Origin of the sequence: Pseudomonas sp. RIT623, from assembly GCF_004519305.1 — a bacterium.
In the GTDB taxonomy this organism is placed as follows: domain Bacteria; phylum Pseudomonadota; class Gammaproteobacteria; order Pseudomonadales; family Pseudomonadaceae; genus Aquipseudomonas.
Genome location: NZ_SOZA01000004.1, coordinates 25,136 through 38,146, shown reverse-complemented (window position 1 = coordinate 38,146; position 13,011 = coordinate 25,136). Strand labels below are relative to the sequence as shown.

10 protein-coding genes are annotated in these 13,011 nt (G+C 65.4%); 5 read left to right on the top strand and 5 right to left on the bottom strand.

The features are described 5' to 3' along the window. Nucleotides 1-134 precede the first annotated feature (134 nt). Genes rsmA through E3U47_RS04450 form a run of 4 tightly spaced genes read right to left on the bottom strand, consistent with a single transcriptional unit; the run spans nucleotide 135 to nucleotide 6,025 of the window. Nucleotides 135-935, bottom strand: coding sequence for a 16S rRNA (adenine(1518)-N(6)/adenine(1519)-N(6))-dimethyltransferase RsmA (gene rsmA, locus E3U47_RS04465; RefSeq protein WP_134689806.1), 801 nt, complete (start codon nucleotides 933-935; stop codon nucleotides 135-137). Continuing rightward, nucleotides 932-1,921, bottom strand: coding sequence for a 4-hydroxythreonine-4-phosphate dehydrogenase PdxA (pdxA, locus tag E3U47_RS04460; protein WP_134689805.1), 990 nt, complete (start codon nucleotides 1,919-1,921; stop codon nucleotides 932-934). Before pdxA ends, rsmA begins: the two co-directional genes overlap by 4 nt. Next, a complete protein-coding gene (gene surA / locus E3U47_RS04455) occupies nucleotides 1,918-3,237 on the bottom strand; it encodes a peptidylprolyl isomerase SurA (RefSeq protein ID WP_134689804.1) in 1,320 nt (439 codons plus the stop codon). The genes pdxA and surA overlap by 4 nt, the downstream gene beginning before the upstream one ends. Continuing rightward, a complete protein-coding gene (locus tag E3U47_RS04450) occupies nucleotides 3,218-6,025 on the bottom strand; it encodes an LPS-assembly protein LptD (RefSeq protein ID WP_134689803.1) in 2,808 nt (935 codons plus the stop codon). The genes surA and E3U47_RS04450 overlap by 20 nt, the downstream gene beginning before the upstream one ends. A gap of 131 nt (nucleotides 6,026-6,156) precedes the next feature. Here E3U47_RS04450 and E3U47_RS04445 point away from each other — a divergent pair, with 131 nt between their 5' ends. The 3 genes from E3U47_RS04445 to E3U47_RS04435 are packed head-to-tail and all read left to right on the top strand — an operon-like array spanning nucleotide 6,157 to nucleotide 8,610. Further along, the gene (locus tag E3U47_RS04445) at nucleotides 6,157-7,176 is read left to right on the top strand and encodes an aminoglycoside phosphotransferase family protein (protein WP_134689802.1); all 1,020 of its coding nucleotides are present in this window, start codon (nucleotides 6,157-6,159) and stop codon (nucleotides 7,174-7,176) included. After that, nucleotides 7,173-7,844: an N-acetylmuramate alpha-1-phosphate uridylyltransferase MurU gene (murU, locus tag E3U47_RS04440; protein WP_134689801.1), complete on the top strand. Its 672-nt coding sequence runs from the start codon at nucleotides 7,173-7,175 to the stop codon at nucleotides 7,842-7,844. The genes E3U47_RS04445 and murU overlap by 4 nt, the downstream gene beginning before the upstream one ends. A gap of 1 nt (nucleotide 7,845) precedes the next feature. Then, nucleotides 7,846-8,610, top strand: coding sequence for a TerB family tellurite resistance protein (locus E3U47_RS04435; RefSeq protein WP_134689800.1), 765 nt, complete (start codon nucleotides 7,846-7,848; stop codon nucleotides 8,608-8,610). Between the two features lie 112 nt (nucleotides 8,611-8,722). Here the strand turns inward: E3U47_RS04435 and E3U47_RS04430 are convergent, their stop codons facing one another. Next, nucleotides 8,723-9,733, bottom strand: a complete 1,011-nt coding sequence (locus E3U47_RS04430; RefSeq protein WP_134689799.1) for an alpha/beta hydrolase family protein — start codon at nucleotides 9,731-9,733, stop codon at nucleotides 8,723-8,725. 95 nt (nucleotides 9,734-9,828) lie between these two features. Between E3U47_RS04430 and E3U47_RS04425 the strand changes: the two genes are divergently transcribed. After that, nucleotides 9,829-12,231, top strand: coding sequence for a PAS domain S-box protein (locus E3U47_RS04425; protein ID WP_134689798.1), 2,403 nt, complete (start codon nucleotides 9,829-9,831; stop codon nucleotides 12,229-12,231). After that, nucleotides 12,228-12,857 carry a response regulator transcription factor gene (locus E3U47_RS04420; RefSeq protein WP_134689797.1) on the top strand — a complete coding sequence of 210 codons (630 nt, stop codon included), beginning with the start codon at nucleotides 12,228-12,230 and terminating at the stop codon, nucleotides 12,855-12,857. Before E3U47_RS04425 ends, E3U47_RS04420 begins: the two co-directional genes overlap by 4 nt. Nucleotides 12,858-13,011: the final 154 nt, after the last annotated feature.

Sequence of the window (13,011 nt, the reverse complement as noted above, 5' to 3'; positions counted from 1 at the left end):
ACGCAATAACGCAGTCTAGGCCATTGCAGGGGGGGAGGCTAGCGGTGTGGGAATGGCTGGGGCCGTTCGCCGGCAAGCCGACTCCTACGATGGGCATATCGCCTGCAGGAGCCGGCTTTTCGGCGAGCCGGGGATCAGGCCTGCTGTTCGGCCAGCTTGTCGGCCAGGCGCACGAAGGCGGCCAGGTCCAGCTGCTCGGGGCGCAGGCTGCCGTCCACGCCGGCGGCTTCGATGGCCTGGCTGTCGAGCAGGCCCTTGAGGGTGTTGCGCAAGGTCTTGCGGCGCTGGTTGAAGGCCTCGCGCACTACGTGCTCGAGCAGCTTCGGGTTTTTCGCCGGATGCGGCAGCACCTCGTGGGGTACCAGGCGCACGATCGCCGAGTCGACTTTCGGCGGCGGGTTGAACGCGCCGGGGCCGACGTTGAACAGGTGTTCCACGCGGCAGTGGTACTGCACCATGATCGACAGCCTGCCCCAGTCACCACCCCCAGGGCCGGCGGCCATGCGCTCGACCACCTCTTTTTGCAGCATGAAGTGCATGTCGCGGATCAGCCCGGCGTGATCGAGCAGGTGGAAGATCAGCGGGGTGGAGATGTTGTACGGCAGGTTGCCGACGACTTTCAGGCTGCGCGGCGGTACGCCCAACTGGTTGAAGTCGAACTTCAGCGCGTCGCCCTGGTGCAGGCGGAAGTTGTCGCGCCCGGCGAACTTGTGCTGCAGGATCGGTACCAGGTCCTTGTCCAGCTCGACCACGTCCAGTTGCGCGCCGCTGCCCAGCAGGCCCTCGGTCAGGGCGCCCTGGCCAGGGCCGATTTCCAGCAGATGTTCGCCGGCCTTGGCGTTGATCGCGCGCAAAATGCGGTCGATGATTCCGGCGTCGTGCAGGAAGTTCTGGCCGAAGCGCTTGCGCGCCCGGTGTTGGTAGTGCTCGGTCATGGTCGGTTCTCGGCCATCTGGTAGGCGGTTTCCAGGGCGACGCGCAGGCTGCCGGTGTCGACCTTGCCGCTGCCGGCCAGGTCCAGGGCGGTGCCATGGTCGACCGAAGTACGGATGATCGGCAGGCCCAGCGTCACGTTGACCGCGGCACCGAAGCCCTTGTACTTGAGCACGGGCAGGCCTTGGTCGTGGTACATCGCCAGCACCGCGTCGCAGTGCTCCAGATATTTGGGGGTAAACAGGGTATCGGCCGGCAGCGGACCACGCAGGTCCATGCCTTCGGCGCGCAGGCGCGCCAGGGTGGGCTCGATGATGTCGATTTCTTCGCGGCCCAGGTGGCCGCCTTCTCCGGCGTGCGGGTTGAGGCCGCAGACCAGGATGCGGGGGTTGTCGATGCCGAACTTGGCGCGCATGTCCGCATGCAGGATGCGGGTGACGCGCTCGAGGCGTTCGGGGGTGATGGCATCGGCGATATCGCGCAGCGGCAGATGAGTGGTCACCAGCGCCACGCGCAGGCCTCGGGTCGCCAGCATCATGACCACTTGTGTGGTCTGTGTCAGGTCGGCGAGGAATTCGGTGTGGCCGGAGAAGGCGATACCGCTTTCGTTGATCACGCCCTTGTGCACGGGTGCGGTGATCATGCCGGCGAAGTCACCGGCGAGGCAGCCTTGGCCTGCGCGGGTGAGCGTCTCCAGTACGAACGCGGCGTTGGCCTTGTCCAGTTGGCCGGCTAGCACCGGCGCGGCCAGGGGCGTGTCCCACACGTACAGGCTGCCGGCGGCGGCGGGCTGGTCGGGGAAGTGGCCTGGGACGACCGGTAGCAGGGTGACGGCCAGCCCCAGCTGGGTGGCCCGCTCGGCGAGCAGGTCACGGCTGGTGATGGCAATCAGGGGATGGGGCTGGGCCTCGGCGGCGAGCAGCAAGCACAGGTCGGGGCCTATGCCGGCCGGCTCGCCGGGCGTGACGGCGAAGCGCAGTGGCTTCACTGGGCGGCCTGGTCGGCGCCAGGCAGCTTGATCTCGACGTAGGCTTCGTCACGGATCTGGCGCAGCCAGGTCTGCAGCTCTTCGTCGTACTTGCGGTTGCGCAGCACGTTCATCGCCTGCTGTTCGCGGGCCTTGTCGGTGCTGTCGGTGGCGCGGCGGCCGAGGACTTCCAGCACGTGCCAGCCGTACTGGGTGCGGAACGGACGGGTCACTTCGCCTTGCTGGGCGTTGGCCATCTGCTCGCGGAACTCCGGCACCAGGCTGTTCGGGTCGACCCAGTTGAGGTCGCCGCCGTTGAGCGCCGAACCTGGGTCTTCCGAGAAGCTCTTCGCCAGTTCGCCGAAGTTCTCCCCGCTCTTGATCCGGTCGTACAGACGCTCGGCCAGTTGCTCGGTGGCGGCGTCGCTGCGGATTTCGCTTGGCTTGATCAGGATGTGGCGTACGTGCACTTCGTCACGCAGCACGCTCTGGCTACCACCGCGCTTCTCCTCGAGCTTGAGGATGATGAAGCCGTTGGGGATGCGGATCGGCTGGGTGATGTCGCCCACTGCCATGTTGCTGAGCATCTTGGCGAAGTCAGGTGGCAGTTGGCCGGCTTGGCGCCAGCCCATTTCGCCGCCTTCCAGGGCGTTCTCGCTGCGCGAGCGGGCGATGGCCATCTGGCCGAAGTCGGCACCTTGCTTGAGCTGCTGGTAGACATCGCCGACCTGGCGCGCGGCAGCCTGGATGGCTTCGGAGTTGGCGCCTTCCGGGGTGGGGATGAGGATGTTGGCGAGGCGGTACTCTTCCGACATCTGCATCTTGCCCATGTCCGAGTTGAGGTAGTTCTTCACTTCCTGCTCGGAAACCTGGATACGTTCGGCGACGCGGCGCTGGCGCACGCGGCTGATGATCATCTCGCGCTTGATCTGGTCGCGGGCGTCGTCGTAAGACAGGCCATCGTGGGCGAGGGCGGCGCGGAACTGCTCCGGCGACATGCCATTGCGCTGGGCAATGGTGCCGACGGCCTGGTTCAGCTCCTCGTCGGTGATGCGGATGCCCGAGCGCTCGCCGATCTGCAGTTGCAGGTTCTCGACGATCAGGCGCTCCAGCACCTGCTGCTCCAGCGCGCCGGCCGGCGGCACGCCACCGCCGCGCTTGGCGATGGTCTGCTGCACTTCGCGCACGCGCTGCTCCAGCTGGCTTTGCATCACCACGTCGTTGTCGACGATGGCCACCACGCGGTCAAGGGGTTGTGGGGCGGCATGCGCCGCGCCACTCAGCAGTACAGCGCCCAGCATCAGCGGGCGCAGACGATCAATAAGCTTGGTCTTCACGTGTACGGTAACCTTGAATGCCTTTGTCCAGGAATGTCTCGACCTTGTTGCCCATCACGCCGCCGAGGCCCTTGAGGACGATCTGCAGGAAGACGCCGTGGTCGCCCTTCTCGTTCTGTGGGGTGGCTTGGCTGAAGTCGTCGTAGTCCATCCAGTAGCGGTTGATCAGGCGCAGCTTCCAGCAGCAGTTGTCGTACTCGAAACCGCCCATCGCCTCGAGGGTGCGGTTGCGGTTGTAGTCATGCTGCCAGCGGGCGATGACGCTCCATTGCGGCACGATCGGCCAGATGACCGAGAAGTCGTGCTGCTGGATCTTGTAGTAGTCCTTGATGTAGTTGGCATCACCTGGTTTTCCGTAGTCGCCACCCTGGTCTTTCCAGGTGCCCGTCTGCGTGTCGTAGACGATGGTGTCGTTACGGTAGCGATAACCGAGGTTGACGATCTTGTTCGGATTGTCTTCAGGCTGGTAGTGGAACATGGCGCTGCCAGAGCGTGTGCTGTGGCTGTCCGGGTCCCAGTTGAAGTCCGAGTTGAAGCGCCAGTCACGGTTGAAGGCATACTCATACTCCAGCGCATACGGCGAGACATCCGCCAGGCTCTGCTTGCGGGTACGGTAGTCGATGCCTGGCAACTGAACCTTGCGGTCCTTGAAGTAGTAGGCTTGGCCGATGCTGAAGCGCTGGCGCTGGAAGCCGTTGTCTTCGATCCAGCGGTTGGTCACGCCCAGCGACAGCTTGTTCTCGTCGCCGATCCGGTCGACACCGCTGAAGCGGTTGTCGCGGAACAGCGAAGCATAGCTGAAGGTGTTCTCGCTGGTATCGAACAGCGGGATGTCTTTCTGATCCTTGTACGGAACATAGAGATAGAACAGGCGCGGTTCCAGGGTCTGGCGGTAATTCGTGCCGAACAACTGGGTGTTGCGGTCGAAATACAGGCCGCTGTCGACGCTGAAGATCGGGATGTCGCGGTTCAGCGAGCTGTTGTAGCTGCCATAACCAGGTTGGCTCGATTGCGCCAGTGCCTGGGCTTTGCCTTGGCTGTCGAGGTCCAGATCGTACTGGGTATAGACGTACTTGAGCTTCGGCGTGATGTAGCCGTAGCTGGCTTGCATCGGCAGGCTGATGGCCGGCGCCGCGTTCAGACGGGTGCCGTTGGCGCGGGCGATGCCGCTGACGTTTTCATCGAGACGACGACCGGGAAGCCCAGCGGTGACATCCGGGAAGCCATTCTTGTCCCTGACGAAGTCATTCTTCAAATCACGATCGAAGCGCACAGCCTCGGTTTCGTAAGTCAGGTCGGTACCGCCCGGATGGAACGGCAGCATCCCGTTGAAGGTGATCTGCGGCAGCTTGTCATACGGGGTGATCTGCGAAATCGTCGCCATTTCATAGGCATGCAGATTCAACCGCGCGGTGTAGCTGTCGCCGCGGTAGGTCAGCGCACCTTGCTGGTTGATGAAGTCGCGGCTCTCGACACCGATCTGGTCCGACTCCAGGTCCTGGAAGTAGAACGGATCGCTGATGTCGGTGTAGTCCACCTCGGTCATCAGGCGCTCGTCCAGGCCACCCTTGTGCTGCCAGTTGACCATCCAGCGTTCTTTCTTGTAGTCCGTCTGCAGCTTGCGGTCGTCGTCCTGGTCGCTCAGGTAGCCACCGCCGAACTGGCCTTCGCTGGACTTGGTCAGGTAGCGGAACTCGCCTTCCATGAGCATGCCGCGTTTGGCCATGTAGCGCGGGTACAAGGTGGCGTCGTAGTTCGGCGCCAGGTTGAAGTAGTACGGCGTGACCAGCATGAAGCCGGTGTCGCTGCTGGTGCTGAACGATGGCGGCAGGAAGCCGGACTGGCGACGGTCGTCGATCGGGAAGTAGATATACGGTGTGTAGAACACCGGGAAATCCTTGACCCGCAGGGTGACGTTGGTCGCGGTACCGAAGCCGGTGGCCGGGTTCAGGGTGATGTTGTTGCCCTTGAGCTGCCACGCGTTGCTGCCCGGCTCACAGGTGGTATAGGTACCGTCCTTGAGGCGGATGATGGCGTTCTCGGCGCGCTTGGCGTACAGCGCGTTGCCGCGGATGTGCGACTTGTGCATCACGTATTCGGCGTTGTCGACCCGGGCTTCGCCGGTGTCGAGCTGGATCTGCGCTTCGTCGCCGACCACCAGGGTGCCGTTGTCGCGGATCTTGACGTTGCCCTTGAGCTCGCCGCGGTTCTCGGCCTGGTACAGGTTGGCCTCGTCGGACTCGACCTGCATGCTGCCCTGGCGCATGACCACGTCACCGGCCAGGGTGGCGATCTGCTGCTCCTGCTGGTACTTGGAGACCTTGGCGTTGATGTAGGTCGGCGACTCGTCCTTGGGCGTGGAGTCGTTCATGCCCGGGCGGGTCGGCTCGATGTAGGCGCCACCGCAGTACGGGCCGGTTTCGGCCAGCTGCGCGGCAGTGAGCTTCTCGCGCGGGACCCAGTCGAGGTGGCTGTAGTCCTCGCTGCGCGACTTCAGGCCACGGCCCTTGGCCTCGGTGACCAGCATCGGCTTGTCGGCTTCGACCGCGACGGCTTCACCCGAGGCATCGGTGCCCGAGCTGGCAGCGGCAGCGCCCGGATGTACCGGGCGCGGAGGCAGGTTGGCTGCGGTCTTGGGCTTGCAGTCCCAACCACCGGAGGCGGACACTTGGCAGTCGAACTGCTCGGCCGCGACCACGTACGAGGTGGCCAGAGGTTGCAGGGCTAGCAGACCGCCAGTCACCAGCAACGGAAACTTTCTACGAAACGCGGGGGATTTCAATGCCATCTTATTAGTCCGGGCTTCCTGCGTGCCATCTGCCCGCGTGTGGGGGCCGCACGCCTCTCGATGGTCTGAAAAAGATGCTGGATAATAAAGCATGACCCGCTTGACGGCTAGGGCCGTCGGAGACCCTTGTAATGCCCGATCACGATGTACGCCTGCAACAACTGAACGCCTGGCTCGCCGGGCAGCTGGAGAACCTGTTCCGCACCAACGCCTGGGGTGACGTGCCAGCAGGCAGCCTGACCGCCGCCAGCAGCGACGCCAGTTTCCGCCGTTACTTCCGCTGGGAGGGCGCCGGCCACAGCTTCGTGATCATGGATGCGCCGCCCCCCCAGGAGAACTGCCGCCCGTTCGTCGATATCGATCACCTGCTGGCCAAGGCGGGGGTAAACGTGCCGGTTATCCATGCCCAGGACCTGGAGCGTGGTTTCCTGTTGCTGGGTGACCTGGGGCGTCAGACATACCTGGACATCATTGACCAGGACAACGCCGATGCCCTGTTCGCCGATGCGATCGATGCGTTGCTGGCCTTGCAGCGCCTGCCGATGGACGCTGCGCTGCCCCGCTACGACGTCGCGCTGTTGCGCCGTGAGGTCGAACTGTTCCCCGAATGGTATGTAGGCCGCGCCCTGGGCCTGACCTTCAGCGAGGCCCAGCAGGCTAGCTGGCAGCGGGTCAGCCAACTGCTGATCGACAGCGCCCTGGCCCAGCCCAAGGTGCTGGTGCACCGCGACTACATGCCGCGTAACCTGATGCACAGCACACCCAACCCGGGCGTGCTGGATTTCCAGGATGCCGTCTACGGGCCGGTCACCTACGACATCACCTGCCTGTTCAAGGACGCGTTCCTCAGCTGGCCTCAGCCACGCGTGGAAGGCTGGCTGCGCGATTATTGGGACAAGGCCCGTGCCGCCGGTATTCCGGTGCAGCCGGCGTTCGAGGATTTCCACCGCGCCAGCGACCTGATGGGTGTGCAGCGCCATCTGAAGGTCATAGGAATCTTCGCCCGCATCTGCCATCGCGATGGCAAGCCGCGTTACCTCACCGACGTGCCGCGCTTCTTCGCCTATATAAATGAAGTGATCGCTCGCCGCCCCGAATTGGCCGAGCTGGGGCAACTGATTGCCGAGCTCAAAGGCGAGGCGCGCCCATGAAGGCGATGATCCTGGCGGCGGGCAAGGGCGAGCGTATGCGCCCACTGACCCTGACGACCCCCAAACCATTGGTCCCAGCGGCTGGCAAGCCGCTGATCGAGTATCACCTCGAAGCGCTGGCCCGTGCCGGCATCACCGAGGTGGTGATCAACCACGCCTGGCTTGGCCAGCAGATCGAGGACCACCTGGGGGATGGCAGCCGTTATGGCTTGCGCATTCGCTATTCGCCGGAGGGCGAGCCGCTGGAAACCGGTGGCGGCATCTTCAAGGCCCTGCCGTTGCTGGGCGAGGCGCCGTTCCTGCTGGTCAACGGCGATATCTGGACCGACTACGACTTCGCGCGCCTGCTGGCGCCGATGCCGGGGCTGGCGCACCTGGTGCTGGTGGATAATCCAGGGCACCACGGCCGTGGTGACTTCCACCTGACGGACGGTCATGTGCGCGATGGCGACGAAGCGCCGGGGACCTTGACCTTTAGCGGTATCTCGGTGCTCGACCCAGCGTTGTTCGCCGGTTGCCAGCCCGGCGCCTTCAAGCTGGCGCCCCTGCTGCGCCAGGCCATGGCCGAGGGCCGGGTCAGCGGTGAGCATTACCGCGGACAGTGGGTCGATGTCGGCACCCTCGAGCGCCTGGCCGATGTCGAGCGCCTGATTGGCGAGCGCGTCTGATATGTGGTGGCCGAGCACAGTGATCGGTGCCGGCGCCGGTTTCGCCGTGGCCAGCATCCCCGGGGCATTGCTCGGGGCGTTGCTGGGCCAGGCCATGGATCGGCGCCTGCGCCTGCAGGGATGGGACGATGTGCGCGAGCGCCTGGGCGGACGCCCTGCGCTGCGCGATGACGAGTTGCTGTTCGTGCTGCTTGGGCGGCTGGCCAAGAGCGATGGCCGGGTGGCCGAGGGGCATATTCAGCAGGCGCGTCAGGAAATGAGCCGGCTGGACCTCAGCGAGCCGGCGCGGCTGCGGGCGATTGCCGCGTTCAATCGCGGCAAGGCGGGCAAGGACCGGCTAGGCCAGCATCTGCGCCGGATCAAGCAGCAGCCGCATGCCGCCGAGGGCACCTTGCGCGCTTGCTGGCGGATGGTCTGGGCCGACGGCAAGGCCGGGCGCCAGGAGCGCGACCTGCTGCTGGGCTGGGGGCAGCAACTGGGGCTGAGCCGCAATCAGGTGCAGGCTCTGGCGCTGGAGTATGAACCGCGCAAGTCGGCGGTCGAGGGCGGCACCATGACCTATGCGGCGGCATTGCGGCTGCTGGGGGTAGAGCCGGACACCGAAGCCGATCGGGTCAAGCAGGCCTATCGGCGGCTGCTCAGTCGGCATCACCCGGACAAGCTGGTGGGCAGCGGTGCCAGCGAGGCGAAAGTGCGCGAGGCGACCGAGCACACTCGGGAGTTGCACCAGGCTTATGCGATGATCCGCAAAAGGCGCGGGCTTTGATCTGACCGCTGCCTGTAGGAACTGGCTGGCCGGCGAACACCGGCGCAGCCGGTGCCAGGCACTGCGGCGCTGGTGTTCGCCAGCAAGGCGGCTCCCACGGGTGCGTGGTGTGTCAGTCTTCCTTGGGCGTCAACCAGCCGCGTACCCGGCGCAGCAATTGCTCCTGCTCCGCGGCCTTGTTACCCGGCATGGCAAGCAGCGACAACTGCCGGTACTGGCTGTCCTTCTGCCGCTTGCTGGCTTGCAGGCGCTGTTGCGCGGCCAGGCGGTCCTGGCTGCGGGTGGCGTAGAACAGGTCGGCGGTCGGCACTTTCAAGGTCGGCGCCAGGCTCAGTAGGTCATGCTCGACCCGCGCCGGGGTCTGGGCGGCGACCATCACCAGTTTCTGCACCTGGGGCGGCTGCTTCTCGCTGAGGTAGCGCGCTGCCCAATAGGCGCCGCTGCCGCTGCCGAGCATGACGATACTGCGCGCCTTTTGTTGTTGGGCGTAGGCCACGGCGGCGTCGAGGCGGGCGAAGATGCGTTCGACATCCTCCTCGGCGGTGTGCTCGTCGGCCTCCACCGCGTCGGTGCTTTCGGCGGCATCCGCCTCAGGCGCGGTGGCCTGGGCGACGTTGGCGTTGGCGTCGGCCGGGGTGTCCTTGGCTGGGGCTGATTCACCCTGGTCCTTTTCTGCCTCGGCCGCGGGCGCAGGCTTGGCGTCGACCCGCGCCTGCGGGCGTTCGGCCAGACGGTCGGGTAGGCTCAGGCTCAAGGTGCCCCAGCCGACATCGGGGAAGCCGCGGCGCAGCGGGCCGACGGTGGTGGGCCAGTCGGCGCTCTCGCCGGCGCCAGGGACGATGATGACCGCGCCCTTGGGGTCGCTGTCGTTGGCTGGCTTCCACAGCGCCAGGAAACTCTCGTCATTGGCTTGCAGCATCTGCTGCTCGGCCTTGGGCACCTGGCGTTCCAGGGCCAGGGCATCGTCCTGGCTGCGCTCGAGCAGCGCAGGACGTGGGGGCGGGGCAGGGGCAGCCGTTTCGGCGGCCGTTTGCGGTTGTTCGGCATCGGCGGCTTGCGTCCCGAGCGGCAGGGCCGCTGCCAGGCAGCACATTGCCAGCGTCGTGCGATAAAGTGTGAACATCGATCAATCCAAGGCCAGAATCATACCGGCAGCCTAATGGTATTTGCCCGCGACGGCCACGCCAGGCGGCCATCATTGCCAAGACGAGCGTAGAGATGAAGCGAGTGCGTTGCCTGTGGGTTATCGGCTGGTTGTGTCTACCCTTGATCGCCCTGGCAAGGCCGGAGGCGCCGCCGGCGGTGGTATTGGCGCCGGCCCAGCAGCAATGGCTGGATGCACACCGTGCGCTGCGGGTCGGCCTGGTGCTGCAGGCGCCCTATGCCCAGTTCGACCGCCGCTTGCAACAGTTCTACGGGGCCAACGTGGAACTGGTCGGCGCCATTGCCCAGGCGCTGAAACTGGATCTGACCTGGCGCGGTTTCCCGGACCAGGCGGCCCTTGAGCACGCCTTGCAGGCCGGGGAGATCGATTTCGCCCCCGGGCTGACCCAGACCCCGACGAGCCTGCGCCTGTGGTTGTTCAGTGATCCCTACATGCGCATTCCGCAATTGGTGGTGGGCCTGCGCAGTGGCGGCGTTGCGGTGGAGCTGGAGAAACTCGGCGCCAGCGAACGGGTGGCGGTGCGCATGCCCGGCACCCTGGCCGACTACCTGCGCAGCAACTACGCCAACCTCAACCTGCAGGGCGTGCCCAACGAGCGCGAGGCGTTGCAGCTGGTGCTGGCTGGCCAGGCCAGTTTCGCCGTGCTGGACGAGGCGCAGCTCAGCCGCCTGTCCCGCGAGAGCGAGTTCGGCGACCTGGCGGTGGTCGGTGATATCGGCTTGCCACAGCTGTTGCGGGTCGGCTCGCGGCGCGATTGGCCGGAGCTTGCCGAGGTGCTCGAAGGTGCGCTGCAAGCCATGCCGGCGAAGACGCTGGAGCAGTTGCACCAGCGCTGGTTACAACCCAAGTACCCCAGGTTTTCGGAGTCGGCAGGTTTCTGGCAGAACCTCGCCCTGCTGTTTGGCCTGCTGTTGCTGTGCACCCTGGGCACCTTGGTATGGCAACGCCGGCAGCAGCGCAGGCTGGAGCGGGCCTTGCTGGCTGCGCGGGAAAGCCTGCTGGCGCGACAGGTACGTGAAGAAGCCCTGCGGCTGAGCCAGTTTTCCCTCGACCAGAGCACGCTGGGCATCCTTTGGGTCAACTGGGACAGCCATGTACGCTACGCCAACCACGCTGTCGAGCACATGCTCGGCTTTGCCGAGGGGGCATTACTGGAGCAGCCACTGGCCGCTATCGAACCCAACCTGAACATGGACCGCTGGCTGCAATTGTGGAAACGCGCGCGGGCCGGTGACGGCGCCGACCAGCAGTTCGAGACCCTTTGCCGACGCGCCGACGGCAGCGAGCTGCCGGTGGAGCTGTCGTTGTCGTTCCTGCGCTTTCGCGATGCCGAGTACCTGGTGGTGTTCGTCGCCGACATCACCGAGCGGCGCCGTGCCCTGGCGGCGCTGCGCGAGAGCGAGGCACGGCTCAAGGGCATCGCCGGCAACGTGCCGGGCCTGGTGTTTCGCCTGGAGCGCGACCCGGCCGAAGGTGATCCGGAGTTCCCCTACATCAGCGAGGGCAGCGCGGCGTTGGTCGGCTACACGCCCGCCGAGATCCAGCACCCGGACATGGGCCTGCGCAACCTGGTCGACCCCGAGGATCGCGCCGACTATCACCGGGTCCAGGACCTGGCCCTGGCCTGCGACCGTGACTGGTCCTGGCAGGGCCGCATCCTTACCCGTGACGGCGCCAGGCGCTGGGCCGACATCAAGGCCACCACCCGGCGCCTGGCCGATGGACGCATGGTCTGGGACGGCGTGGTCTGGGACATCACCCAGGGCAAGCAGGCCGAGCTGGCCCTGGCCGCCTCCCAGGAGCAGCTGCGCGAACTGTCGGCGCACCTGGAAAGCGTGCGCGAGGAAGAGAAAGCCCGGATCGCCCGGGAAGTGCATGACGAGCTTGGGCAGATGTTGACCGTGCTCAAGCTGGAAGTGTCGATGTGCGAGCTGGCCTACGCCGAGCTGGATGCCGGGTTGAATGAGCGCCTGGCCAGCATGAAGCGCCTGATCGCCCAGTTGTTCCAGCTGGTGCGCGATGTGGCCACTGCCCTGCGCCCCCCGATTCTCGACGCCGGGATCGCCTCGGCCATCGAATGGCAAGGCCGGCGTTTCGAGGCTCGCACGCAGATTCCCTGCCTGGTGCAGGTGCCGGACCACCTGCCAACCTTGAGCGATGCCAAGGCCACCGGGCTGTTCCGCATCCTCCAGGAGGCGCTGACCAATGTCATGCGCCACGCCAGGGCGCATACCGTGCAGATTACCCTGGCGCACGAACAGGATGCCTTGCGCATGACCGTCATAGACGATGGCGCCGGCTTCGTCGTCGACGCGGCGCGGCCAACCTCGTTCGGCCTGGTTGGCGTGCGCGAGCGGGTACTGATGCTTGGGGGCAGCATGACCCTCGATAGCGAACCGGGCGAGGGCACTAGCCTGAGCGTGGCGATTCCTTTGCAACAGGAGACACGACCGTGATTCGAGTGCTGGTGGCCGAAGACCACACCATCGTCCGCGAGGGCATCAAGCAGTTGATCGGCCTGGCCAGGGACATGCAGGTGGTGGGCGAGGCGGGCAATGGCGAGCAGTTGCTGGACACTTTGCGTCATACCCCGTGCGAGGTGGTGTTGCTGGATATCTCCATGCCCGGGGTCAATGGCCTGGAGGCGATCCCGCGGATCCGTGCGCTGACCAGACCGCCAGCGATCCTGATGTTGTCTATGCATGACGAGGCGCAGATGGCGGCCCGCGCGCTGAAGGCAGGCGCTGCGGGGTATGCGACCAAGGACAGCGACCCGGCCCTGCTGCTGACGGCCATTCGCCGGGTGGCCGGAGGCGGGCGCTACATCGACCCAGCCCTGGCCGACCGCATGGTGTTCGAAGTGGGCCTGACCGAGACCCGGCCCCTGCATACCTTGTTGTCCGAGCGAGAGTTTTCCGTGTTCGAGCGCTTGGCCCAGGGCGCCAACGTCAACGACATTGCCCAGCAGTTGGCGCTGTCGAGCAAGACCATCAGCACCCACAAGGCGCGCTTGATGCAGAAGCTCAAGGTCAACTCGCTGGCGGAACTGGTGAAGTACGCCATGGAGCACAAGTTGGTGTGAGTGTTCTGGTTACGACAGGTAATCCAGGACTTGAACCGCCGCTGCCACGATCCAAGGCGTCATAGTTGTCTGGGAGCGTCATCCTTGTAGGGCGATCCTTACAACAACTCTTCCACCCGGATGAGGGCATTCTCTCAGCCGCCCCGATTTCTGG

Coding starts and splice junctions, on each gene's coding strand:
- E3U47_RS04430 (WP_134689799.1), bottom strand. CDS start 9,733: ATGTTCACACTTTATCGCACGACGCTGGCAATGTGCTGCCTGGCAGCG.
- rsmA (WP_134689806.1), bottom strand. CDS start 935: ATGACCGAGCACTACCAACACCGGGCGCGCAAGCGCTTCGGCCAGAAC.
- E3U47_RS04435 (WP_134689800.1), top strand. CDS start 7,846: ATGTGGTGGCCGAGCACAGTGATCGGTGCCGGCGCCGGTTTCGCCGTG.
- E3U47_RS04425 (WP_134689798.1), top strand. CDS start 9,829: ATGAAGCGAGTGCGTTGCCTGTGGGTTATCGGCTGGTTGTGTCTACCC.
- E3U47_RS04445 (WP_134689802.1), top strand. CDS start 6,157: ATGCCCGATCACGATGTACGCCTGCAACAACTGAACGCCTGGCTCGCC.
- murU (WP_134689801.1), top strand. CDS start 7,173: ATGAAGGCGATGATCCTGGCGGCGGGCAAGGGCGAGCGTATGCGCCCA.
- E3U47_RS04450 (WP_134689803.1), bottom strand. CDS start 6,025: ATGGCATTGAAATCCCCCGCGTTTCGTAGAAAGTTTCCGTTGCTGGTG.